Origin of the sequence: Rheinheimera sp., from assembly GCF_030690345.1 — a bacterium.
Taxonomy (GTDB): Bacteria; Pseudomonadota; Gammaproteobacteria; order Enterobacterales; family Alteromonadaceae; genus Alishewanella.
In genome coordinates, this window is sequence record NZ_JAUYGV010000008.1 from 621,789 (window position 1) to 644,231 (window position 22,443).

Below are 22,443 nucleotides of genomic sequence, written 5' to 3' on the forward strand. Positions count from 1 at the left end.
CCGCATTAGGGGAGGTAGCGCGCTATTACACGCTGCACCTCTCCGTTATCCTGTTGCTGCTGTAAATAGTAATTCAGTGCTGATAACAGGGTTTGCCACTTTGGATTAAGCGCTATTGTCAGCCCTGACTTGCCGATTAACAACGGCGACGGATAGAGCTTATCGCCTGAAAATCCGTTTATTAACAGCCAGTTGGCAACAAGGTCGTTTAAATAAGCCAGGTCACATCGTTTACTTAATACCATGCGCAGCTGCGCTTCCTGGCTGGACGCATCTACTCTTAACAGCTGACCACTGCTAAACAACGGCTCCAGCGCCGGATAAACATAAAACTCCCGTGTGCACACTTTTTTTCCCGTTAACTGCTCCGGCGTCTCAGCTACTTCAAGCACTGAACGGGCAAAGAAATAATCGTCATAGGCAATAATACTGTCGGAGAAAATCACTTGTTCCGGCCGTGTTGCCCAATCCGGACTTAGCATCATTGCATCAACTTCTCCGCGATACAGCCGCTGCTCAGCTCCGGCGCGATTGTCCAGCAGGTAATCAACGCTTATCTGTTGTTGAGTAAAAAAGGGGGCCAGTAAGTCCGGCACAATACCGCTGATATGGCCGGCGCTGTCGGTAAAAATATAAGGCGGGAAGTCCGGGTAATACACCACAAAACGCAGCGTTTTCGGGTCAGGAGCAGGAGTTGCGTTTTGCGGTTCAGTATCAGCGGCGCTGGCTAATGCCGGCATAATGCCATACAGCAACAACATAATTGCCTGCAGCCAATGCTTTGCCATGTGTCAACTCCTGTTACCCATGGTAAAACCCTGGCACAAGCCGCAAAAAAAGCCAGCTTGTGCCGGTAATCGCAATTTAAGGTTGTTTTTGCAGACTATAGCGCGCTGCTAACTCACCCTCTATGCGTTTGCCTTGTTGGTCCAACATAAACAATTGATTCTCTCCAACAAAAAACTGTACCGGCTGTTCAGCTTCCAGCAGTACCGTATTGCCGGCCTCATTCCAGTTAAACTTACCATTGCTGTTAAATTCCTGTGCCGACTTACCAATATATACCTGGTTTAACTGATAACTGCCATCAGCATTTAACACCACTGTAGTGCTGATGCCTTCACAATCGGCACAGGGCAACATACCCTCGTAAGAGCCGGCCCAATCCAGACTGCTGCGGGCATTATGTTCGCTGTCCGCCAGCGCCGGCCCGGCGGCAGTGGCTGTAACGGCATCAGCCGCCGGCTTATTCGTTGGCACTTTACCCGGCGTATTGTTGTCACAGCCGGCCAACAACAGTAAGGCGGTAATCGTTATCACAGTTACACGGCTATTCATTGTCCTGTCTCCTTAGCGCAATCTGTATCGCCGGCGCTGCAGCAACTGCAACGCGGCGATAGCTGTTTAGCATAGTTGTTTACCATAGTTGAGAACCATACTGCTGCGCCTTCACTTTATGCCGGCTGAATGACGTTAAGGCTACAGAGCAGCACTTAGGGTAAATCGAAGACCAACGCTTTAACCGCCGCTGTGGCACTAAGCTGCAACGCCGTTTCGTCGATGATTTTAATACCATCACCGGGCTGCAGCTTGTTACCTGCCACGTCCAGCTCGCCGCTAATCAGGTGAATATACAACTTACGACCTTTCTGTGTGCTGAAGTTCAGCTGCTCTGCCGTTGGCAGAATTAACTGATACAGCAAGGCGTCCTGGCGCAGCGTTAAACTGCCGTCACGGCCATCCGGAGACAAGATCAGCGTTAAGCCGTCGCGCTGGCCAAAGTCTTTTTGCTGATAGCCGGGCTCGCCGCCTTGTTGGTTTGGCTGCAGCCAAATTTGCAAAAACGTCAGCTCATCCTGTTCGCTGGCATTAAACTCGCTGTGATAAATACCGCGGCCGGCGCTCATTAACTGAAACTCTCCGGCAGGCAGCACTTCGGTATTACCGGCCGAGTCTTTGTGCGCAATGCTGCCGCTCAGTACCAGGCTTAAAATTTCCATATCTTTATGGCCATGGGTATCAAAACCCGCGCCCGGCGCTACTCTGTCGTCATTAATTACCCGCAGGGCTGAAAACCCCATTTGCGCGGGGTCGTAGTAGCTGGCAAAGGAAAAGGTGTGGCGGCTTTGTAACCAACCAAAATCGGCTTTACCGCGATCTGCTGCATATCTGATATCAAACATCTGGCTTCTCCTGAATTAAGTTCATATTACGCAGACAGCATAACGGCGCAGTTACAGCGGAAAAAGCGGAATAATTTGCGCTCAATGTTCAAATAATTTGAACCCGGGTTAAACCCAGCCACCTAAGCTACACTGACACAGTCTTTTTTAAGCAACGTATGGAGCAAACAATGAGTATTAATGTACTGGCCATTTGTGGCAGTTTACGGGCAAAATCTACCAACCGCGGTCTGGTGCGCTATGCCCAGGCCCATGCGCCGGATGGCATGAAAATTCATCTGGCAGATTTAATGGAAGTACCATTTTATAATGCTGATCTGGCGGAAAAGCCGGCTGCAGTGCAGCAATTGCTGAAGCAGATGGCCGAAGCTGATGCGCTGTTGCTCGGCTGTCCGGAATATAACTACTCACTGGCACCGGCGCTGAAAAACGCGCTGGACTGGGCCTCGCGTGAACCCGACAACCACCTGCTAACCGGCAAGCCGGTAGCCATTATGGGTGCCGGTGGCGGCATGGGCACCAGCCGTGCCCAGTACCACCTGCGTCAGGTATGCGTGTTTTTAAACCTGCACCCGCTAAACCAACCGGAAGTATTCGCCAATGCCTTTACCGGCAGTTTCGACAGCGACGGCAATTTAATTGACGAGAAAATCCAGGGCCTGGTGCGTAAACAGCTGGATGCACTGGCCAAATGGCAGCAGCAACTGGCGCGTTAAAGCATCACCCTTGCGCCGGTTGCAGCTGAATAAATACCGGATTACTGTAAAACCATAAGTCATGCCAGGGGTTCTCACCTTCGGCATCGGCTTCGGGTTCCAGCTCATCTTTGTTATTACTGCCGCGCAGGCGCAGGTAACCGCTTTGGCTGACTTTACCCAGCGCCAGCTCAAACGTGCGGTAACCCTGTTTAGTTTGCCAGTCGCCGACATAAAAACGTTTTGCCACTTTGGTATCGGGCGCTTCATCGCTACTGCGGTGTTGCACCGGCCCGCTGATTACCCCCTGTATCACATCTACCCGCTGCACCTGCGGCATAAAACCGCCGCCATTAGGTCCCTCAGGATCGCTGAATCGTACACGCAGTACTAACTCATCTTCAGCCGACACAAGCAGAGTCTCACCTAAGGTGGCCTTTTTATCGGTATTTTTTACCACCACGTCAACATAGAGGGCGTCAATTAAATCGCCGGTGCTGACAAACATATTGCCGGCTTTGAGTGCGGCAAAAATACTGTCGTAGTCTTTTTCAGCATAAACATAGGTTTTGGCATACTGCCCCGGCCAGAAATCGGCCCAGCCGTCAGTGTAATGGCCATGGCTGTCTGACACCCCGGTTACCCACCAGCGCCGGCCTTCGCTAAGCAGGCTGTCCCAGACACCGCCTAAGCGTGCTGTCATCTGATCATAACCGCCCAGTGTCGGGTAATGCGGGTACTCAGCACGAGTAGCATTGGCATCGATACTGCCATCCGGGTTTAATGTGGCGGCCTGATGGCCTTCAGCGCCGGTCATACCAATCACCACATCGGGTGCCGTATCTTGCCAGTCACGCAATTGTTGCGGGGTAATTTTATGATACTGACGAAAACCCGTGGCTAAACGCGAAGGATGATTTGCCAGCAGTAAGGGTTTATCCGGCAGCGCATCCATCGCTTTAAGCGCCAACAGCATAAAAGCATCTTCGGCCTTTTCCGGCCCGGGCGGTACACCCTGGCGGCCATTGTAACGGTGTTCTATCTGGTACAGCTGCTGCGCTTCGGTAGCACTGTACGGCATAATAAAACTGGCATGGCGGCCACCCGGGCTGTTACCCGGCACGTCAAACTCCATGCCGTAAAATTGCAGAATATCCGGTAAAGCTTTGCGCGACGCCAGCAGCTCCGGATAGGCCTGCTGCAGCGCTAATTTGGCACGGTTCGGCCCGCCGTGGTCTGTTATTACCATCCAGCTTAAGCCATAGTGCGCCGCCATTTGCGCATTCAACGAAATAGAATATTTGGCATCGCCGCCAATAATCGGCGCCGGCGGAAATACCGAGCTATCCCACTTTACGCTGTAATGGCTGTGCACATGGTGATCACCGGCCAGCCAGCTTTTGCTTTGCTTTGTATTCAGGTCTGTTTGCACTTGCTGGCAAGCTGTGACCAGCAAGGTCACAATAGCAGCTAAGCCCAACTGCTTTTTATTCACTACAAAATTCATCGATCAATACGCCCTATTAAAACAGTGTACCTATACCCAAAGTAATTGGTGCTGCAGCGAGGCGGCAAGTGCTTGAGGCCCCGGGAGCATAGTTAACCTATGTGACCGGGGCGAGAGTACGCAGCCAACAAAGCTGCAGCTTCAAGTACGAGGGTATGATCAGAACTGTACTGTTACGCCAGCCATATAAGTACGTCCACTGTAAGTGGTGTTGTACGCTCTGTTACTGGAATCGCTATACAACTCATCGCGCACATTGGTCAGGTTTATCGCTTCCAGGTTTAGCTTTATGTTGTCAGTTAAACGATAAAAGGCGGAGAAATCGACGTTAGTCGTGGCATGGTAGCCACGCTCGTCATCGTCAATAGAGCCGCTTTCTACTCCGGTGATGTAATCACTGCGATAAGCCGCAGCAATCCGGGCACCCCAGCTTGCTGTTTCGTAATACAGCGTCAGGTTGTAGCTCTGTTTTGATAACCCCGGGAAGGCTTTAAACTGATCTTCACCTGAGTTTTCTACGTTGCGATACAAGGTATTAGCGTCGGCCCAGGTGTAGTTTGCTATCACACCGAGGTTATTAAACGGCGCCGGCAAAAAGTCGAGATCACGCTGCAGCGCCAGCTCAAAACCCTTGATGGTAGAAGAGTCTGAGTTTTGCGGTGACGACACGTTAAAAATATCGTCTACCGTTTTACCCACCGGCAACAGCGCAGCCGGTAAGCCCAACTCGCGATAGACTATTTGCCGGGTTTCAGTAACGATAAAGTTGTCGATATCTTTATAAAATAACGCGACCGACGCCAGGCCAACATCTTCAAAGTACCACTCCAGCGCGGTATCAAAGTTGGTTGATTCAAAAGGTTGCAGGTTCGGGTTACCGACAGAAACCTGGCCGATATCGTTTTCGCCCAGCGAGGTTTGGCTAACATTGGCCGAAAATGCCATGGCGCCTAACGACGGTCGCGTCATATTTTTACTGATACCGGTACGCCAGATCACATCATCGATAAACTCATAGGCAATGTTCAGGCTGGGCAGATAGTCAGAATAATCGCGCACCAACTGCGTGGGCACGCCTTTCGATAAGCCTGCGGAGGTGATCTCAGTATTAAAATAACGCACGCCCAGGTTCAACCGCAGCGGCGCACCGGCTACATCATATTCAGTGTCATACAGCAAATAAGCCGCCTGAGTTTCTTCGGTTAAATCATAGGCCGAGCTTTCTACCGTGTACTCGTCGGTTAAAGCAAAATTGCTCAGGCCGTAAAATGCCTGCAACGCCGCCATATCACCCTGCAACCAGCTTTTATCCGGATGGCCGCTAAACAGCTGCGCCTGCTCTGCTGTCAGCGTAAATACGCCCTGATTTTGTGGTGTGTCGGGGTTAGTCGGAAAGTTTTGCGCTACCCGCTGAAAGCCGGAGTTGCTGAACTTTTTATAGTTGGCACCAAATTTCAACGCCGAGCTGTCGGTTAAGTAGTAGTCAAAATCCAGCCTGGCGTTATCAAAGTCGGAGTAGATAAAATTCGACTGAAAGTACAAATCTTTTACCGTGTAACCTTCGACAGCGGTAACATCAAAATCCGGTGAATAGCTGTGGCCGTAGAACGCATCTTGGGTAAAGTCGGTAATAATATTGACCTTTTTCTTCGCTTCAATATTCAGCTTATTTACCCGCGGCTGCTCATAATCTGATGAGCTGTGGCCCAGCATGGCGCGCATTTTCAGCGTATCGCTCAGCGTCCAGTCGGCTGTCAGGCTAATTTGGTTAAATACTGATTCGTTATAGTCCTGACGGTTTTCATTACGCCAGGTGGCGTTTTCATAATCGGCGTAAATCACCTCCTTGTCGCCGTTATTTTCGCGCCACACTAATTCATTCACCACGCTGTTATCTTTTACCGCGTGATGATGCTCAGACAGGGTGTTTTCCAGCTTGCCATGCATCAAATCCAGCACCAGGCTGAAATCCTGGCCGGGTTTATATTGCAGCGCCGCTGTAACACCCAGCCGCTTTTGCTCATTTTCCCACATTGAATAACGGTGGCCGCGCGGGAACCATAATTCCCCGGAATCCAGTTCAGCTTGTAATTCTGTATTGCTGGCATCGGCGGCCGTTTTGCCACCTTCACGCCGCCAGCGGGTGGTGTTGGTGCCATATTCCATCGTTTCTCTGTCGCTGTAAGCAACGGATACCAGAGCACCAAAGTCCGACCAGGTGTTTGACAATAACCCCGCAATCCGCGGATCGGTACTGTCGGTGTTACTGTTGGTACCCAGCTGGGCAGATACCGCGGCCTGAGCGCCGTCATAGTCAAAAGGTTTGGCGGTGCGTAAGTTTACGGTACCGGCAATGCCGCCTTCTTCCTGATCGGCCGAGTAAGATTTTTTCACATCAATCTGGTTAAACAGCTCAGAGGCGAAAATATTAAAATCAAAGGCCCGGCTACGTGACACCCCGCCACGCGCATCCATTGGCGATGACGATGTACCCAGCGCTTCCATACCGTTTACCTGCACCCGGGTAAAATCCGGGCCCAGGCCGCGCAAAGAAATCTGCCGGCCTTCGCCGCCTTCACGGGTAATGGTTACGCCGGGCACCCGCTGCAGGGAGTCGGCCAGGTTTAAATCCGGGAAGTCGGCAATGTCTTCAGCCACTATCGAATCCTGCGCTATCATCGCTTCGCGTTTTAAGTCTTTTGCTTTGATAATGGCGCTGCGAAAGCCCTTTACTTCAATTACTTCGGTTTCTGCTACCGTTTCTGCCGGGGCAGATTGGGCCAGCAGAGGATTGCTGCATAAAGCCGGAATTGCAGCCAGTACAGCCAACGCCAGATGGCTCTTGCAAAGATTCGTCTTCATAATGTGTCCGTTAATCCTGATTAGTTAAGCTAATTGGTGGAGTAAAGCTGCCGGCGCAATTGCACAGCAGTCCCCCTAAAGAGCAACAACCAGTGATTTTTGGACAGAAAAAAATATTAAGCTTTTTTGACAGCGGGTTTTTAGCGTAGAAATGGGGATTGAAATAAGCTGGGTGAAGGCAAATGCAAAACACAAATAGCAAAATTCAATGCCTGATCCCAGAGACGGGGACTTACGTGGATGCAACGTCCAAGTGAAATTACGTAACTTGTTAGTCTATTCTTGCTCAACAAAATCACTTAACGGTATAAATCTCGGAAACTTATCCAAAGTTAAGCCGTTTTCCTTAACTTTAAGATCAGATAACAAGGCTCTTATTTTCTCGTGTCCCGCCATCCCCGGTTGAATATTAAAACCAAATGACGCCCAAAATGCAGAGCGATGTTGCTGGCACCTTTTTAACAAGACAGATTCTATCGGATCGCCCACATCTGACATTTGGCCACTTATTAATGAATCTATTGGTAATTTTTTTCTCAAAACCTGAATCGCTGTATTAACAAGCAAGCTTCCGATTCCTTTACCTTGGAGACCAGAATCATAATTATTGCCCTGAATATCTTCAATAAAGGCAGAGTCATGGGAATACTCAAGTAACAGCTTGAATTCTCGATAATTGTACTTAGCTATAACATCAATATAGGGTGAGTGATCGTTAATAAGGACTGTTAGCCCGTCTTTAGCCCAACTCTTTAAATGTGACATCTAAACTCCTTTCTTGAGCTTCGGCAGCACCCTACACATCCCATATTTTTTGAGAAATTATTTATTAGAGGCTTGCAAGATACCTTGGAATTTCCTTTTGAAAATATCGGGCCACTTTTTGGTATCTGAACCAAAAATTTCAAGTGTATTGTTGTATTCAAGTTGAAGTGATGTTTTTTCACCCAACTCTAATAACTCTAAATATTTAACTCTGTATTCTTGAGAAAAATTCATAAAGCGACCTTCATCAGATTCCAAATTTTCTCTTTTGGCACACAACGCCATTTTTTTATAAATATCGGATACATATATAGCACCGAAGGCATTTTGCATTTCAGAACTTTTATGGGAGAAAGATTTTTTAGCTTTCAACTCAATTTCAGGAACTAAATATTCAACACTAAAAGGTTCAATTTCGGAATAGCGCCCTGCCTTTTGAAAGTAGGGAATTATTTTGGCATATGTACTACTGGGATAACTCGTGTCAGATAAAAAAATTTTCCGTAACGTACATTTAAGTAGTTCAATTGCCTCGTCAAACTTATTTTCTTTGGCTAGGGCTGACGATGCTTTTAACTCATCAGAAATCTCTGTATTACTATTTACAATAAATTCGACTTTCAAGACAAACTCCATTTTGACAAACCCCGTCAACGAACGCTTATTCGACAGGCACCCCAACTTAAATAGAGGTCGCCCCACTTTTTAAAATTTGGATTAGAAAACATTACGCCGTTTTTTTATGGCTGACAATACCTTACAGGTACATGTAGTTTTGCCTTGAGCACAATGCCGGCTTTGCCTACAATGGCGCATATTTTATTTAGCATAGGCCTAAGCCATGAATGACACTGTAAAAAACGACACTGCCCGCCCGGAGTTACCGGATCGCCTTTCTGTTAACCCGCGCAGCAAGCATTATGTGGCAGAAATTTTCGAGCATGACATTGGTATTAAACTAAACGGCAAAGAACGTTTTGATGTGGAAGAATATTGCATCAGCGAAGGTTGGGTAAAAGCTGCTTCGCCTAAAGCGTTGGACCGCCGTGGCCAGCCGTTGTTAATGACACTAAAAGGCACTGTTGAAGCGTTTTATCGTTAAGCCACAGCGATAAACCCGCCGCAACAGCCTTATAGCCGCTTTGCTTAACACCCTGCCAAGCGGCTTACTCTGCTAACACCTGCTTAGCCACTAAAACTCTGCCGTAACCCCCAGCATATAAGTGCGGCCGCTATAAGTGCTGTTATAGGCTCTGTCGCTGGAATCGCTATACAACTCTTCGCGCAGATTAGTCAGGTTAAGCGCTTCAATATTCAGTTTTAGATAGTCGTTTACACGGTAAAACGCTGAGAAATCGACATTAGTGCTGGCGTGATAACCGCGCTCGTCATCATCAATAGAGCCGCTTTCTACCGCAGCGATATAACGGCTACGATAAGCCGTGGTTAGCCGTGCGCCCCAGCGCGGGGTGTCGTAGTACAGCGCCAGGTTGTAGCTGTGTCTGGATAAACCGGTAAAGGCTTTGCGCTGATCGGCGCCGGAGTTTTGCACATTACGGTACAGCGTAGTACCGTCGGCCCGGGTGTAGTTTGCGCTTATACCAAACTGATGAAACGGCGCCGGCAGAAAATCCAGCTTACGCTGCAGCGCCAGCTCAATACCTTTAATTGACGAGGGGCCGCCGTTTTGCGGCGAGGACAAATTAAACACATCATCCACTGTTTTACCCTCCGGTAACAGCGCAGCAGGCAAACCCAGTTCGCTAAACACCACCGGCCTGGTGGTTGTGGCAATAAAGTGGTTAATATCTTTATAAAACAGCGCCGCAGAAAACAGCCCGGCATCGGCAAAATACCACTCCAGCGCGGTATCGAGATTGTTAGCGCTAAACGGCTTTAGCTGCGGGTTACCGGTGCTGATTTGGCCGATATCGGTTTCGCCGAGCGAGGTTTGGGTAACATTGGTAAACAGCGCTAAATCACTTAACGACGGCCGGGTAATATTTTTACTCAGGCCAAAGCGCCACAGCATATCCTCCGTAAACTCATAGGATAAATTCAGCGCCGGCAGGTAACCGCTATAGTGGCGCACTACGTTAGCCAGCGCGGAGCTGACCGGCGTGCCGTTAGCCACAGCCTGGCCGGGTGCTGCGCTGGTAAGCCGGGTATGAAAATAGCGCAGACCGAGGCTGGCCCGCAGCGGCGCACCGGCTACTGCGAATTGTTGCTGATATTGCAGATAGCCGGCATTGGTGTGCTCGGTTAGCCGGTACATTGAGCTGGCAAGGGTATCGGCCTCGGTTAAAGCAAAACCGTCCAGGCCATAAAACGCCTGCAAGGCGGCAATATCGCCCTGTAACCAGCTTTGGTCCGGGTGGCCGCTATACAACTGCACCTGATCGGCCTTCAGGCTAACCATGCCCTGATTTAACGGCGTAGCATTGCTGTGCGGAAAGCCGCTGGCCTCTTGCTGCAAGCCGGAATTACTAAAGGTTTTATGCTGCAAACCTAAGGTTAAGCTGCTGCTGTCGGCAAGCTGATAAGCCAGATCCAGCCCGGCGTTGTCAAAGTCGGAATAGGTAAAGTTAGACTGAAAAAACAGATCCCTTACGCTATAGCCAGGCAACGCCGTCACATCAAAGTTGTTAGAATAACTGCGGCCATAAAAGGCATCCTGAGTAAAATCGGTGACGATATCGGCTTGTTGCTTTGCTTCAATATTTAATTTGCTTAGCAGTGGCTGGCGGTAGTCGGATGAACTGTGGCCCAGCATGGCGCGCAGCTGCAAATTGTGGCTAAGCGCCCAATCGGCACTCAGGCTGATTTGGCTAAACACCGACTCGTTATAGTCTGTGCGGTTTTCATTGCGCCAGCTGGCATTTTTATAGCGGGCATACAGCACTTCTTTATCGCCGCTGCCATCAGCCTTGTTGTCGCGCCAAATTAAATCCTGCACCAGGTTATTATCTTTTACCGCATGGTGATGCTCCGACAGCTGGTTTTGCAGCTTGCCGTGCATCAGGTCCAGCAGCAGATTGAACTGCGGCGCGGGCTGATACTGCAACGCCGCTGTTATACCCAGGCGCTGTTGCTGATTGTCCCATACCGATAAACGCTGGCCGCGCGGAAACCATAACTCGCCGGAATCTAACAGGCTTTGTAAGGCGCTGTCGCCGGGGTCGGCGGCCTGTTTACCGCGTTCCCGGCGCCAGCGCGTGGTATTGCTGCCATATTCATTAGTGGCACGGCTGCTGTAGGTGAGTGACAGCAGTGCACCAAACTCAGACCAGCGCTGTGATAACAGCGCAGAAAAAAGCGGATCGGCCCTGCTTAAGCTGTTATTGGCATTGCTGTTGCTGCCAAGACTGGCAGAAACAACGGCCCTGTCAGTACGATAATCAAAGGGTTTGGCGGTGCGTAAATTTACCGTACCGGCAATACCGCCTTCTTCCTGCTCTGCAGAGTAGGATTTTTTTACCTCAATTTGGTTAAACAACTCAGCGGCAAATATATTGAAGTCAAAGGCACGGCTACGCGACAGCGCGCCGCGCGCATCCATTGGTGACGATGAGGTGCCCAGCGTTTCCATACCGTTTATCTGTACCCGGGTAAAATCGGCACTTAAACCGCGCAGCGAAATCTGCCGGCCTTCGCCCCACTCGCGGGTAATGGCAATACCCGGCACCCGCGATAAGGCGTTGGCGACATTCAGCGCAGCAACGTTGCTGATATCCTCTGCTACCAGTGAGTCTTGCGCAATCAGCGCCCGGCGTTTTAACAGCTCTGCTGCAGGTAACAGGCTGGCCGCAGCGTGGCGGTGTACACCACCATTAGCCCGGACGGCGATAACTTCCATCGCGGGTGCGCCAGCCGGGGGCGCCGCTTCAATTACAGTGAGCGCAGGTTTTGCCGGCGTCGCTTTAGCTTTAATCAGCCAGCCGTTCGCACGGGGTATGGCCTCTACCGGCTGCTGTGCCAGTAGCAGGCTTAATACCCGGTCAGCGACAAATTCACCGTACACTGCAGGTGCCTGCAGGCCAGCCAGCTTTGCCGGGTCGTACAATATGGGTTGATTAACTTGACGGGCAAACTGCAACAAAGCATCAGCCAGCGGCTGTTTGGGCAAGCTGTAAAACTGACGCGGCAGCGCGTCAGCTTGCTGCGCCGTAGCCCGGCTACAGCAAACTGCCAGCAGTAAACACACTATACAAAGCTCAGGTCGTAACAACACAACCTGCACCGCTGTTAAGGTGCCCGGCTAAGCCGGATACCGCTGCTGTCTTGCTGCAGCGTTAAATTATAAGCGTCACTTAATGCCTGTACTGTTTGTTGCGTATTGGCCAGCTCAAAACGGCCGGCCACTCTTAATTGCGCGACTTCTGCACTGGCAGTCACCGGTAACGCCGCCGAGCGGTTTAACCGGTGCAGCAAATAGGCTAAAGGTTCGTTTTCAATTTCAATCCAGCCGGAGCGCCAATCAACCAATTGCTGTAAATCAACTTTTTCTACCGCCGATAACCTGTTTTGTACAATACGCACCCGCTCACCGGCTTTAAGCAGCTGGCGTGGCCCGGTAGCGCTCGCCTGCACCTGCACCGCCCCTTCGTACACGGTGATATCTATCAGATCCGGGTCGCGGTCAATATTAAATTCGGTGCCTACCGCCACTACTGTTGCTTGATCAAGCCGCACTTCAAACGGCCGTTGTTTATCTTTTGCCACCGCAAAATAGGCCGCGCCCTGGCCCTGTACCACCTGGCGTTTATTGGCGCTGAATAATACCGTTAGTTGGCTGGCGGCAGCGATATCGACCACAGAGCCATCATCCAGCGCCTTGTGCATAGTGCTGGCGCGGGCAGTTTTCAACTCGTAGGCCGCCGTCGGCTGAAACATACTGCTGTTGCCCAGATACAGTGCTACTGCCAACACGGCACTGCAGGCCACCGCGGTTAACGATACTGCGGCAGTGGCAAAACGCCAACGCGGCAGTGAAAGCTGCCAGCGTTTTAACGGATGAGGCTGATACGCCGCCAGCGCCTGAGTTAATGCCGGGTCTTGCCAGGTTTGCAGCATCGACGACAGCACCGTGCAGTGCCTGGGATCAGCCTCCAGCCAATGACTGAAGCGCCTTTTGCTCAGGCTGTCCAGCTCACCGGCGGCGAGTTTTTCCACCCAGGCCGCGGCTTGTATATACAGATCCTGCTCTGCTTGTTCTGCTGTACTCAACGTATTTTGTCCACTCAATTACCCGGCCCGCTGCCGGTCCAGCCGGCGCTGAATATCTGCCAGCGCCCTGCTGACATGCTTAGCTACGGCCTCTTCACTGATTTGCAGTAAGGCCGCTATGCTGCTGCGGCTTTTGCCTTCCATGCGGTATAACACAAACACCTGACGGCGTAACGCCGGCATAGCGGCCAGCGTCTGGCTAACCAGCTCCACCGTTTGCTGCATACTGGCCATTTCTTCCGGATTGGCGCTTTGGCAGGCTAACTCGTCCGGCTGTTCTGCCGGCAGCGCTTTTAGCCGCAGCAACATATGCCGCGCTACGGTAAAGGCATACGCCAGCGGGTTAAGCACAGGTTTTTGCCTGGCCTGCTCCAGTACCCTGACAATAGATTCCTGAAAAATATCAGCTGCATCGGCACTGCTGGCGTTCTTTTGCAGATAACGGGCCAGCGGCGCAGCATTTTTCAGCAGATGGTGCAGCTTGTGCTCCGGCTTTTCCAGGCTAGACATAATGCCTCGTTGCTTAGGGTTAAGCCAAAAGCATAAGGCAAACATATGACACTGTGTTGACAGGGAAATGCGGGGGCGTAAACAGCCGGATGCGGTATTAGCCCGGCATCAGCAGCTGTTACGCTAACGGCAGCTTAGTTCTGCGGCTGATCTTCTGTCTCAGGCTGATCGTCTGTATCGGTTTGAGCTTTACCGGCGGTAGCAACACATTGCCAACCCCAGCCACGCTGCTTTTCGGCAAACTGTGCCGCTTTATCTTCACAGTAACCGGCTTCTGCGCTGGCACGCCACAGCACCTGGGTTGCACCGTCTTTGGTGTACTGTACTTCGCACGGCAGTTCGGTACCCTGCGGATAGGCGACTTCGATTACCCGTACCGCCTCGCCTGATTGGCAATGTATTACCTGATTATCCGCTGCCAGCAGCGAAACAGGCAGTAACGTTAGCAACAATGCAGCAAATTTCATGTTGTTCTCCAAAGTGTTAGTGTAAAGCTTGCTCAGTATAGCAAAGTAGCCGGACTCGTATAGCCCGTACAATATTTCAGCAGTAATTACTGCTGCAAACAGCAAAACAATAATAAAAAAATCAATATATGCAGCATTAAATTGACAATATATTTACCGGCGATAGAATCCTTATTTTCTGAGTTTTTAAACTTTTCGGTACTGAGAAGGTGGCAGGATGCTGGACAGACACTACGACGGCGTAATATTGGCAGACAAATGGGGCAAAACCTATTTGTGCAGTAATTGTTTACTGGCTTACGCTGATTTGGGTGAAGATTGCCTCAGTGAAGTAAAAGATATGCAGTTTGGCCGCTATTTTCTGCACGACCTGGAACCGCATTGGAACCACCGTGCAATTTGGGCGCAAATGTATCAACACGCCAAGCCGTGGCAGTTTGATTTATCCAAACTAAGCAATTTCCAACTACGCGATGCGTTAATAAAAATGTTCGCCGCCGATGAAATGCGCATCTGGCAACTCACCGAAGGCTGGGGCCAGCCACCGGAAGATAACGGCATAGGCGAAGGCGGCTTAGCCGCAGAAACCGGCGGCGCTGGCACCGCTCCTGCACCGGTAACCAGAACGGCCAAACCAGGCGGTGGCGCAGCGCCAGAGGAAACCACAACAGCCAAAGCAGCAACGCATGAGGCGAAAAGCCCGCCAGCTAAGAAACCTGCCAGCCCGCCGCAGAGTTTGGAAGATTGCGAAACTTTGCTGAAAAAGGCCGCTGACGATTTAGCCGTTAACGGTTATGTGCCTAAGTACTCAGATGCTGAGCTTCGCGCTATGGCTGCAGCGGGAACATTACCAAATGACCGTTTCATGGTGCGCTTTAGTCCTTCAGCAGACTCTATTGATAAACCTATCGGACATATGCGCTCATCTGGTCGCCATCCTTTATGGATGTCGACTTTTGATATGATTGAGCGTGCTGATACCGACCCAGCTTTGATTGCTGATCTATTTGGTACTAAATACGATCCAAACAAAGAGTACACTCTATATATCGTCGACCGCGGAGAGAATTATTTGACCGATGGGCCAGATACATTTGTGCCAACTTTCGACAATATGCAGTCAAAACTAAAAGATGAATTTTCTGGCGACATCAGGCCTGAATTGATTGAACAAGTCATGACGCCAGAATATTCCGAAGAGTTTAGAGCACACTGGGATGCATTTAATAAAGATGTGGTTGGTAACGGACAGGATTGGCGCGATACGTTCGAAACAAAGGAAGCCGAGAGATTTGCATCCGAGTATTTTTCTGACAAGGCTGAGCAGGATAAATTTATAGCTCGGCAAAAAATCCTATCAGAAATAGGCGCTTGGGAAGTATTTACAGGTGACGGACTGACTGAAAGATATAGCAAGAAAGGCTCGCCAGGAGCACTGGAAGTGTTGGAAATTCAACACAAACCGGAGTCTCTTAGAGAACTGGAGTCTCGTAAATCAGTTAAAGCAATTAAGCTTTCAGGGAAATAATTAGCATCATGAAAGACATAAATCTTTTAAACAATGCAACTGAAATGGCATTGTACAAATTTTTGGGTAACGAATTACTCGATGAAACAGGTAGCAAAGAAGTTAAGTATTTCTGTAGCGACAAGTTGCTGATAATTTATGAGATTTCCCGTGGGAAAATTAGAAATACCGAGTATCAGACCGAACTACCACTGTCTGCTTTGAGTTGGCTTAAAGACACTATTTTAAACGGGTTTTGGAAGTTACCTTCTGAAGGAGGTTTACCTAAAGACCAGCATCGGTGCATGGCGCATTTTAACAATGAAGAAATTATTATCGGTAGAAGTATGAATGCCGGTAACTACGACAAATCGGGGTTTAAGATCGTAAACAAGTCCCGAAAGTCTCACATCTTATCTTCCTGGCCACAAGAGTTTCAAATAACTGACGAGCGTGTCGAGAAGGTATTATTGCCATTGTTTGAACGATTAGGTGCTAATTAATGTTAGTTTTAGTTACTGCCGGACTGGGTTAACTCTGACCAGCTCATTGACTACAAATCCCGGATAACGGCGGCAGATAACGTTATTGCCGCCTATTCGTCTTAAATCTTCGCCGGCTGTAGTAACTTGCCGCTGCGTAAATCCAGCAATTGGCCGTTTAATACGGCTATTTGCACGCCCTGGTCATTGGCCAGCAAAAAAGTAGCGTTGCGGTATCGGGCCGGGGTTGGCCCGGTTAAACCTTGTGGATTAACTAACAGCGGTAAATCGCTGTGGTTGCTTAGCAGGCTCTCGTCACCGCTGAAGTGGCTGTAGCCTTCGCGCAGCAGCGCCAGGTAGCCGGCGTTATCCAGCGTGAGCGGTTTGGTTAGCGCGTAGGCTTTGGCCGCCTGATACTGCAGGCCGCCGGCGTCAAATTTGTGGTAGGCAGCATAAATAGATAGATCGCCGATATCACGAATACGCGCCCGGCGGTTGCCGTCGATATCCAAATCCAGCGCTACATCAATCAGCGCCTGATTGCCGTTTACATTAAGGCTAATATTATCCAGCAGCAAATCTTTAATGCCGTCATCGCGGTTAAAAGGTATTGCCTGATAGGCGCTGAGCGGCTGTTGCTGATAGGCGCCACTGCCAATACTTTCAATGCTCATTATCAGCAGTTGGGTATTCAGCCGCCGTGCCACCTGGCGGGTATCGTCGAGTGGGTGGCCGCCGGATTCAATTAATACCGTACTGATGCCCATGCCGGCGAAGGTATCGCCAAAAGAGCGCCAGGAAAAGGTATCATCGTACTTTGCCAGGTAGCCCGGTAATTCAGTTTCCAGCAGATCGCGCATGTCACCAATAAGCTGCATGGCTTTTTTACGCGCGGCATCAATATCTTTTGCCTCGTTAAAGGCCGGTGCCAGCAGTGAAATAGTCGCAGGTTTGGCGCTGTCGCCAACGGTATAAAAGCGGTTTTGGTCGTGCAGGTTTAAGCCAAAATCCGGTTTAAATGCTTTGGCCACCTGCATCAGCACGCGCCCTTCCGGCGTCTGTAAGGCTTTGGCGTCACGGTTAATATCAATGCCCATACTGTTAAAGCGTGAATGCGCGGCCGCACCATCCGGGTTAACCATCGGCAACAGCCGCAGTGTTACCTTGCTTAACCATTTTTCGCGCCAGCTGCGGTTTTGCTCAGCAGCAATAAAATTCAGCAAATCCATCAAGGCGGCAGTGGCGGTAGATTCATCACCGTGCATTTGCGACCAGGCCAGTATTTTTACCGGCCCGCGGCCAATATCAATTTGCCAAATGGCCGTACCTTGCGCCGACTCGCCGGCCCGGGTAAAGCGGAATAACGGATTTTGCTGATGCTGTTGCAGCACAGGGGCAATGTCGCTGTGCACCAGTTGCAGCTTATCCAGCCCGGCTTGTTTAATGTTGTTATACTGCTGTGCCGATAAACTGCTGAATGTCATTGCTTGTACCACCGTGGATAAACTGAAGAAACCGGCCAGAAACCAGATTACTATGCGCTGCATACTGCACCTTTACGCTAACATCTTGTGTGACTAAGCATGGCGCAACTTTGTTAACAAAAGCAAGTTATTCAGCCACGGCCAAACCTGTTGCCGGCCCCATCCAACGCAAGCGCCGCTTTATCGCAAAAGCGACAGCAAGGCTTGCGGCAAAACCTGACAACCGGTATAAATTATTCAGCTGTAACGCAAACAATAATAATAACAGGAGGCCATTTTGGCTGATTGGTTAACCCTGGTACCGGCGCTGGTAGCCATTATCATCGTACTGTGGCGCAAAGAAGTGATCCTCGCGCTATTGCTGTCATTATGCAGTGCGGAATTACTGATTTTTTTGCAGGCCGGTGGCGCAGGCCCGGGTTTGCTGCTCGATGGCAGCATTAACACGCTGGAGCGCATAGTGGCGGTGACCAAAGACGGTGATAACGCCCGTATTTTAATGTTTTCCTTGTTAGTCGGCGGCTTGCTGGCCTATATGCGCGACTCCGGCGGCGTGTCGGCCACAGTAAAAATGCTGGTGGAAAAAGGCATTGCCAAAACGCCGCGTCAGGCCGGTTTGCTGACCTTCTTTATCAGCTCAGTGACTTTTATTGAATCTAACCTCAGCTCGCTTACTGCCGGTATCAGCTCACGCGGTTTATTCGACAAGTTTAAAATGAGCCGCGCCCGGCTGGCCTATATTATCGACAGTACCAGCGCGCCTATCTGCATCATTATTCTGCTTAACGGCTGGGGCGCTTATATTCTGGGCCTGCTTAGCACTTACTCATTGGGCGATAACGCGGTATCGGTGCTGATTGGCACTATACCGCTGAACTTTTATGCGTTGTTTACGCTAACAGTAGTGTTGTACACCATTATAACCGGCAAGGTGTATGGCCCGATGCGTAATTCCGAACAACAACTGCATACGCTGGCCGCCCATACCGAAATTGACGTTAAACCCAGCCATCCGTCTTTTATGCTGGTGCCGCTGCTAACCCTGGTAGCGTCGATGCTGGGCTTTATGCTGATGACCGGTAATGGCCGGCTGGTAGAAGGCTCCGGTTCGCAATCGGTGCTGTATGCCACTACGCTGGCCTGTTTAGTCGCCTATTGCATGATGTTACTGAGCAAACGTTTTAAACATCAGCAACTGGTGGATATCGGCTTTAAAGGTATGAGCGAACTGCTGCCGCTGGTTACCATAGTGCTGTTATCGCTGGCGCTGGGCAGCAGTTTAAAACTGCTGGGCACCGGCACTTTTATTGCGTCTATTGTTAATGACAGCCTGCCGCTGGTGTTGATCCCGGCCTTGCTGTTTTTGGCCGGCGCGCTGATTTCCTTTACCACCGGCACCAGTTGGGGCACCTTTGCTATTTTGATCCCCATCGGCATGCCGATGGTTGAGCTGCTCGGCCTGCCGCCTTCGTTGGTGCTGGCCGCCATTTTAAGCGGCGGCGTGTTCGGCGATCACTGCTCACCAATATCCGACAGCACCGCGGTCAGCTCAGTCGCCTCCGGCTGCGACTTACTCGAACACGTAAAAACCCAGCTACCCTATGCGCTGTTTTGCGGTGTGTTGGCGCTGCTGGCATTCCTGCTGGCCGGAGTGCTGATGATATGAAAATATTACCACTAACGGCCCTGCTGCTAAGCGGTTGCGCGGCTGTAACACCAGCAACGGTTACACCAACACCGGCGTCAGAAGTTCCGGCTGATTTTATTGATATTGCCACCCTGGTGCCGCAGGCTCAGGTGCGTATGGCCTACCTTGCTTCAGAGAATTTTGTTGGCAGTAAAGTAGACGGTTATGAAGCGAATAAATGCTATCTGCAACAGAATGCGGCTCAGGCGCTGGTACAGGTACAGCAAGCCGCTGCGGCTCAAGGCTATACGTTGTGGATTTTTGATTGTTACCGGCCACAGCGGGCGGTAAACCATTTTATGCGCTGGGCCGGTGATTTAAGCGATACCGGCACTAAAGCGCAGTACTACCCTAACCTGGGCAAAGATAAACTGGTGGGCGAATATATTGCCGAAAAGTCCGGCCACAGCCGTGGCAGCACTATAGATTTAACCCTGGCAGCGCAAGATAACAGTGGCAACTGGCGGCCGCTTGATATGGGCTCACCCTTTGATATGTTTGACCCGGTATCTAACGTGGGCGCGCCCGGCATCAGCGCAGCGCAACAGGCCAACCGGCAACTGCTGGAAAGCCTGATGCACTCAGCCGGCTTTAAGGTATACAACATGGAATGGTGGCATTTTACCCACCAGCCGCCGGTATACACCGACCGCTATTTTGATTTTATTGTGCGCTAACGCCCGGCCAACGTAACGCCGTTTAACTGCCGGTACGGCGGCGCAAATGCATTTGCATCGCCAACTCGTCCTGTTGCTTTTGTTCGCGGCGCTGCTGTTGTAACTGCTGACGCTGCTGGCGCTGTTGCAGCAACTGTTCTATCGCCAGATTGTAGGCAGCCTGCTTATTACAGGCCTGTTGCTGCGTCGCCGCTTCCTGCTCTGCCAGCGCACTGCGCTGCTGCTGCTCTGCTGCCAGGTCATGCATAATATGCTTTAAGCCGGATAAGTTCTGCAGGCTTAAACTGCAGAGCATTTGCTGATTATTCTCCAGGCTGCCGATATGCTGTGCCAGTAAATGGCTGCGCTGCTGCTCCTGCCCGGCCAGTTGTTGCAACCGGCTGTGCCGGCTGCGCATCGCATCGAAGTTATCTTGTTGTGTTTGCAGATATTTTTTAAGCATGCTGCGTCACCAAAGTTGCTAACTGTTGTTCGGTTTCGGCAAAATCAACTTGCTGATTTAAGCCCTGACAAAGAAATTGCTCAATTTTCGGATACAGCGCTACCGCCCTGTCCAGCTCGGTATCACGCCCGGCCTGGTAAGCGCCAAGCGGGATCAGCTCCTGCACCTGCTGATAACGGCTATACAAGCGCTTTAAGCTGTAACAGCTTTTCAGCTGCTGCTCAGAGACAATATTCGGCATCACCCGGCTGATAGAAGCGCCGATATCAATCGCCGGATAATGGCCACGCTCGGCCAGCTCGCGGCTTAATACCACGTGGCCGTCTAAAATAGCGCGGGCAGCGTCGGCTATCGGGTCCTGCTGATCGTCACCTTCGGCCAGTACGGTATAAATGGCGGTCATGCTGCCACTGCTGTCATTGCTGTTGCCGGCACGCTCTACTAACTGGGTTAACTTGCTGAACACCGACGGCGGATAACCGCGGGTGGCCGGCGGCTCGCCGACCGACAGCGCAATTTCGCGTTGCGCCTGAGCATAGCGGGTTAGCGAGTCAACCAGTAACAACACATGCAGGCCCTGGTCACGAAACCAGGCGGCCAAACGGTGCGCCAGCTCTGCACTGCGCATCCGCAGCAGCGGTGATTGATCCGCCGGTGCCGCTACCACTATGGCTTTTTTCATGCCATCCGGGCCCAGGCTGTGTTCTATAAAATCTTTTACTTCCCAGCCGCGCTCGCCTACCAGGCCAACTATCACCACGTCTGCCGCAGTAAAGCGTGTCATCATGCCAAGCAGTTTACTTTTACCCACGCCGGAGCCGGCAAATAGCCCCAGCCGCTGGCCCCGGCCGACAGTAAATAAGCCGTTGATGGCTTTAATACCGACATCCAGCGGCGTGGTAACGCCTTTTTTCTGCATTGGATTCACCGCCGCCAGTTGCGCGGAAATATGCTCACCTTTGACTAAGGCCGGACCACCATCCAGCGGCTGCATTAAGCCATCCACCACGCGGCCGAGTAAGGCATGGCTCACGGTTAACGCCTGATCATGGGTTAACGGCCGCACTTTGGCGCCGGTGGTCAGGGCGCTGGCATCCGTTAACGGCATTAAAAACGCCTGGTCGCGATCAAAGCCGACGACTTCGGCTTCAATCCAGCGGCCATTGTGACCTTCCACCTGATAACGCTGGCCCAGCGTGTACTGGCCACCGGCCACGGTTAAGATCATGCCGTTTACCCGCACCAGGGTGCCAAAGCTCTGGCACAGCGGGCCGGGCTGCAGTTGCTCTGCCGCCTGCTGCAGACGCTTAAGCACTGACATCGTCGGCGGCCTGTAATTGCTGTTGCACCTGCGGCAACATGGCGGTTAAACGCTGGCGAAAATCCACCAGATGCAGTTGCGCCGCGCCAACAAAGGCTGCACTACCCGGTGCCAGGCCGTGGTCTGCCTGGAGTTGCACTTCGCCCAGCGCGATAACATCTAACTGTTGCCACACTGCCCAGTCTTGTGGCGCTAAGCGCACTGCGCTTATCTGCTCATTAACCTGCAGCAGCGGTAGCAGGCTGTTGACCGCCTGCTGCAAATGCGCTGGCTGCAAGCTGAGTTCGGCTTCCAGCGTGCTTTGTGCCAGTTGGCTTACCAGCTCGAATACACCCAGCGCCAATTGTTGTTCCTGTTGCTGCTGTTGCCCGGTCAGTTGCTGCTGTAACTGCGTTAACTGCTGCTCAAACTGCTGGCGCAATGCGCGTACCGCCTGCTTTAACTGTTCTTCGGCCCCGGCCTGCGCTTGCTGCTGAGCAAGTTGCTGCGCCTGTTGTTTGCCCTCTTCAGCGCCCAGCCGCTTGCCATCCGTTAAGCCACGCTCATACGCCAGCTGCAGTTGCTGTTCAATGCTCTGCTGTGACAGATCACGCTGTACACCGGGAAAACGATACGGGTCCGCCATAAA

21 protein-coding genes are annotated in these 22,443 nt (G+C 51.2%); 6 read left to right on the top strand and 15 right to left on the bottom strand.

Annotated features, from left to right (window positions below; translation table 11 throughout):
• Nucleotides 1-5 precede the first annotated feature (5 nt).
• From Q8O77_RS17720 to Q8O77_RS17730, 3 genes are all read right to left on the bottom strand, one after another.
• Nucleotides 6-788 carry an ABC transporter substrate-binding protein gene (locus Q8O77_RS17720; protein WP_305556427.1) on the bottom strand — a complete coding sequence of 261 codons (783 nt, stop codon included), beginning with the start codon at nucleotides 786-788 and terminating at the stop codon, nucleotides 6-8.
• A gap of 76 nt (nucleotides 789-864) precedes the next feature.
• On the bottom strand, nucleotides 865-1,338 hold the full coding sequence (locus Q8O77_RS17725) for a copper resistance protein NlpE (protein WP_305556429.1): 474 nt from the start codon (nucleotides 1,336-1,338) through the stop codon (nucleotides 865-867).
• A 155-nt stretch (nucleotides 1,339-1,493) separates the two neighbouring features.
• Entirely contained in the window at nucleotides 1,494-2,183 is a 690-nt protein-coding gene (locus Q8O77_RS17730) for a pirin family protein (RefSeq protein WP_305556432.1), read from the bottom strand.
• A 170-nt stretch (nucleotides 2,184-2,353) separates the two neighbouring features.
• Between Q8O77_RS17730 and Q8O77_RS17735 the strand changes: the two genes are divergently transcribed.
• Nucleotides 2,354-2,899: an NADPH-dependent FMN reductase gene (locus Q8O77_RS17735; protein WP_305556434.1), complete on the top strand. Its 546-nt coding sequence runs from the start codon at nucleotides 2,354-2,356 to the stop codon at nucleotides 2,897-2,899.
• A gap of 4 nt (nucleotides 2,900-2,903) precedes the next feature.
• Here the strand turns inward: Q8O77_RS17735 and Q8O77_RS17740 are convergent, their stop codons facing one another.
• The 4 genes from Q8O77_RS17740 to Q8O77_RS17755 all read right to left on the bottom strand — a co-directional run bounded on the left by Q8O77_RS17740 (nucleotide 2,904) and on the right by Q8O77_RS17755 (nucleotide 8,636).
• Nucleotides 2,904-4,385, bottom strand: coding sequence for a phosphoesterase (locus Q8O77_RS17740; RefSeq protein ID WP_305556436.1), 1,482 nt, complete (start codon nucleotides 4,383-4,385; stop codon nucleotides 2,904-2,906).
• A gap of 159 nt (nucleotides 4,386-4,544) precedes the next feature.
• Nucleotides 4,545-7,247 (bottom strand): TonB-dependent receptor, encoded by a 2,703-nt coding sequence (locus tag Q8O77_RS17745; protein WP_305556438.1) that lies wholly within the window; start codon nucleotides 7,245-7,247, stop codon nucleotides 4,545-4,547.
• Between the two features lie 276 nt (nucleotides 7,248-7,523).
• On the bottom strand, nucleotides 7,524-8,012 hold the full coding sequence (locus Q8O77_RS17750) for a hypothetical protein (protein WP_305556441.1): 489 nt from the start codon (nucleotides 8,010-8,012) through the stop codon (nucleotides 7,524-7,526).
• A 57-nt stretch (nucleotides 8,013-8,069) separates the two neighbouring features.
• Nucleotides 8,070-8,636, bottom strand: a complete 567-nt coding sequence (locus Q8O77_RS17755; RefSeq protein WP_305556444.1) for a hypothetical protein — start codon at nucleotides 8,634-8,636, stop codon at nucleotides 8,070-8,072.
• Between the two features lie 217 nt (nucleotides 8,637-8,853).
• On the opposite strand from Q8O77_RS17755, the gene Q8O77_RS17760 reads away from it, so the two are divergent.
• Nucleotides 8,854-9,114: a DUF3297 family protein gene (locus Q8O77_RS17760; protein ID WP_305556447.1), complete on the top strand. Its 261-nt coding sequence runs from the start codon at nucleotides 8,854-8,856 to the stop codon at nucleotides 9,112-9,114.
• 90 nt (nucleotides 9,115-9,204) lie between these two features.
• On the opposite strand, the gene Q8O77_RS17765 is transcribed toward Q8O77_RS17760, so the two are convergent.
• From Q8O77_RS17765 to Q8O77_RS17780, 4 genes are all read right to left on the bottom strand, one after another.
• Nucleotides 9,205-12,243 (bottom strand): TonB-dependent receptor, encoded by a 3,039-nt coding sequence (locus Q8O77_RS17765; protein ID WP_305556449.1) that lies wholly within the window; start codon nucleotides 12,241-12,243, stop codon nucleotides 9,205-9,207.
• A gap of 14 nt (nucleotides 12,244-12,257) precedes the next feature.
• Nucleotides 12,258-13,238 (bottom strand): FecR domain-containing protein, encoded by a 981-nt coding sequence (locus Q8O77_RS17770; protein WP_305556451.1) that lies wholly within the window; start codon nucleotides 13,236-13,238, stop codon nucleotides 12,258-12,260.
• A gap of 18 nt (nucleotides 13,239-13,256) precedes the next feature.
• Nucleotides 13,257-13,748 (bottom strand): RNA polymerase sigma factor, encoded by a 492-nt coding sequence (locus tag Q8O77_RS17775; protein WP_305556453.1) that lies wholly within the window; start codon nucleotides 13,746-13,748, stop codon nucleotides 13,257-13,259.
• A gap of 134 nt (nucleotides 13,749-13,882) precedes the next feature.
• Entirely contained in the window at nucleotides 13,883-14,215 is a 333-nt protein-coding gene (locus Q8O77_RS17780; RefSeq protein ID WP_305556455.1) for a hypothetical protein, read from the bottom strand.
• Between the two features lie 247 nt (nucleotides 14,216-14,462).
• Between Q8O77_RS17780 and Q8O77_RS17785 the strand changes: the two genes are divergently transcribed.
• Both Q8O77_RS17785 and Q8O77_RS17790 read left to right on the top strand, forming a co-directional pair.
• Nucleotides 14,463-15,743 carry a hypothetical protein gene (locus Q8O77_RS17785; RefSeq protein ID WP_305556457.1) on the top strand — a complete coding sequence of 427 codons (1,281 nt, stop codon included), beginning with the start codon at nucleotides 14,463-14,465 and terminating at the stop codon, nucleotides 15,741-15,743.
• A gap of 8 nt (nucleotides 15,744-15,751) precedes the next feature.
• A complete protein-coding gene (locus tag Q8O77_RS17790; protein WP_305556459.1) occupies nucleotides 15,752-16,225 on the top strand; it encodes a hypothetical protein in 474 nt (157 codons plus the stop codon).
• Between the two features lie 101 nt (nucleotides 16,226-16,326).
• Here Q8O77_RS17790 and Q8O77_RS17795 read toward each other — a convergent pair whose 3' ends face one another.
• The gene (locus tag Q8O77_RS17795) at nucleotides 16,327-17,751 is read right to left on the bottom strand and encodes a M14 metallopeptidase family protein (RefSeq protein WP_305556462.1); all 1,425 of its coding nucleotides are present in this window, start codon (nucleotides 17,749-17,751) and stop codon (nucleotides 16,327-16,329) included.
• A 214-nt stretch (nucleotides 17,752-17,965) separates the two neighbouring features.
• On the opposite strand from Q8O77_RS17795, the gene Q8O77_RS17800 reads away from it, so the two are divergent.
• The gene (locus tag Q8O77_RS17800; RefSeq protein ID WP_305556464.1) at nucleotides 17,966-19,354 is read left to right on the top strand and encodes a Na+/H+ antiporter NhaC family protein; all 1,389 of its coding nucleotides are present in this window, start codon (nucleotides 17,966-17,968) and stop codon (nucleotides 19,352-19,354) included.
• The gene (locus Q8O77_RS17805; RefSeq protein WP_305556466.1) at nucleotides 19,351-20,052 is read left to right on the top strand and encodes a M15 family metallopeptidase; all 702 of its coding nucleotides are present in this window, start codon (nucleotides 19,351-19,353) and stop codon (nucleotides 20,050-20,052) included. The genes Q8O77_RS17800 and Q8O77_RS17805 overlap by 4 nt, the downstream gene beginning before the upstream one ends.
• Nucleotides 20,053-20,074: 22 nt before the next feature.
• On the opposite strand, the gene Q8O77_RS17810 is transcribed toward Q8O77_RS17805, so the two are convergent.
• The 3 genes from Q8O77_RS17810 to Q8O77_RS17820 are packed head-to-tail and all read right to left on the bottom strand — an operon-like array spanning nucleotide 20,075 to nucleotide 22,440.
• Nucleotides 20,075-20,494, bottom strand: coding sequence for a hypothetical protein (locus Q8O77_RS17810; protein WP_305556468.1), 420 nt, complete (start codon nucleotides 20,492-20,494; stop codon nucleotides 20,075-20,077).
• A complete protein-coding gene (locus Q8O77_RS17815) occupies nucleotides 20,487-21,815 on the bottom strand; it encodes a FliI/YscN family ATPase (protein ID WP_305556471.1) in 1,329 nt (442 codons plus the stop codon). Before Q8O77_RS17815 ends, Q8O77_RS17810 begins: the two co-directional genes overlap by 8 nt.
• Nucleotides 21,802-22,440 (bottom strand): FliH/SctL family protein, encoded by a 639-nt coding sequence (locus tag Q8O77_RS17820; protein ID WP_305556474.1) that lies wholly within the window; start codon nucleotides 22,438-22,440, stop codon nucleotides 21,802-21,804. The genes Q8O77_RS17815 and Q8O77_RS17820 overlap by 14 nt, the downstream gene beginning before the upstream one ends.
• Between the last annotated feature and the right edge of the window lie 3 nt (nucleotides 22,441-22,443).

Bases quoted from the DNA above. Each gene is read 5' to 3' on its own strand.
- Q8O77_RS17745 (WP_305556438.1), bottom strand. From the start codon at position 7,247: ATGAAGACGAATCTTTGCAAGAGCCATCTGGCGTTGGCTGTACTGGCT.
- Q8O77_RS17740 (WP_305556436.1), bottom strand. From the start codon at position 4,385: ATGAATTTTGTAGTGAATAAAAAGCAGTTGGGCTTAGCTGCTATTGTG.
- Q8O77_RS17750 (WP_305556441.1), bottom strand. From the start codon at position 8,012: ATGTCACATTTAAAGAGTTGGGCTAAAGACGGGCTAACAGTCCTTATT.
- Q8O77_RS17820 (WP_305556474.1), bottom strand. From the start codon at position 22,440: ATGGCGGACCCGTATCGTTTTCCCGGTGTACAGCGTGATCTGTCACAG.
- Q8O77_RS17810 (WP_305556468.1), bottom strand. From the start codon at position 20,494: ATGCTTAAAAAATATCTGCAAACACAACAAGATAACTTCGATGCGATG.
- Q8O77_RS17725 (WP_305556429.1), bottom strand. From the start codon at position 1,338: ATGAATAGCCGTGTAACTGTGATAACGATTACCGCCTTACTGTTGTTG.
- Q8O77_RS17805 (WP_305556466.1), top strand. From the start codon at position 19,351: ATGAAAATATTACCACTAACGGCCCTGCTGCTAAGCGGTTGCGCGGCT.
- Q8O77_RS17815 (WP_305556471.1), bottom strand. From the start codon at position 21,815: ATGTCAGTGCTTAAGCGTCTGCAGCAGGCGGCAGAGCAACTGCAGCCC.
- Q8O77_RS17795 (WP_305556462.1), bottom strand. From the start codon at position 17,751: ATGCAGCGCATAGTAATCTGGTTTCTGGCCGGTTTCTTCAGTTTATCC.
- Q8O77_RS17730 (WP_305556432.1), bottom strand. From the start codon at position 2,183: ATGTTTGATATCAGATATGCAGCAGATCGCGGTAAAGCCGATTTTGGT.
- Q8O77_RS17790 (WP_305556459.1), top strand. From the start codon at position 15,752: ATGAAAGACATAAATCTTTTAAACAATGCAACTGAAATGGCATTGTAC.
- Q8O77_RS17720 (WP_305556427.1), bottom strand. From the start codon at position 788: ATGGCAAAGCATTGGCTGCAGGCAATTATGTTGTTGCTGTATGGCATT.
- Q8O77_RS17775 (WP_305556453.1), bottom strand. From the start codon at position 13,748: ATGTCTAGCCTGGAAAAGCCGGAGCACAAGCTGCACCATCTGCTGAAA.
- Q8O77_RS17735 (WP_305556434.1), top strand. From the start codon at position 2,354: ATGAGTATTAATGTACTGGCCATTTGTGGCAGTTTACGGGCAAAATCT.
- Q8O77_RS17780 (WP_305556455.1), bottom strand. From the start codon at position 14,215: ATGAAATTTGCTGCATTGTTGCTAACGTTACTGCCTGTTTCGCTGCTG.
- Q8O77_RS17760 (WP_305556447.1), top strand. From the start codon at position 8,854: ATGAATGACACTGTAAAAAACGACACTGCCCGCCCGGAGTTACCGGAT.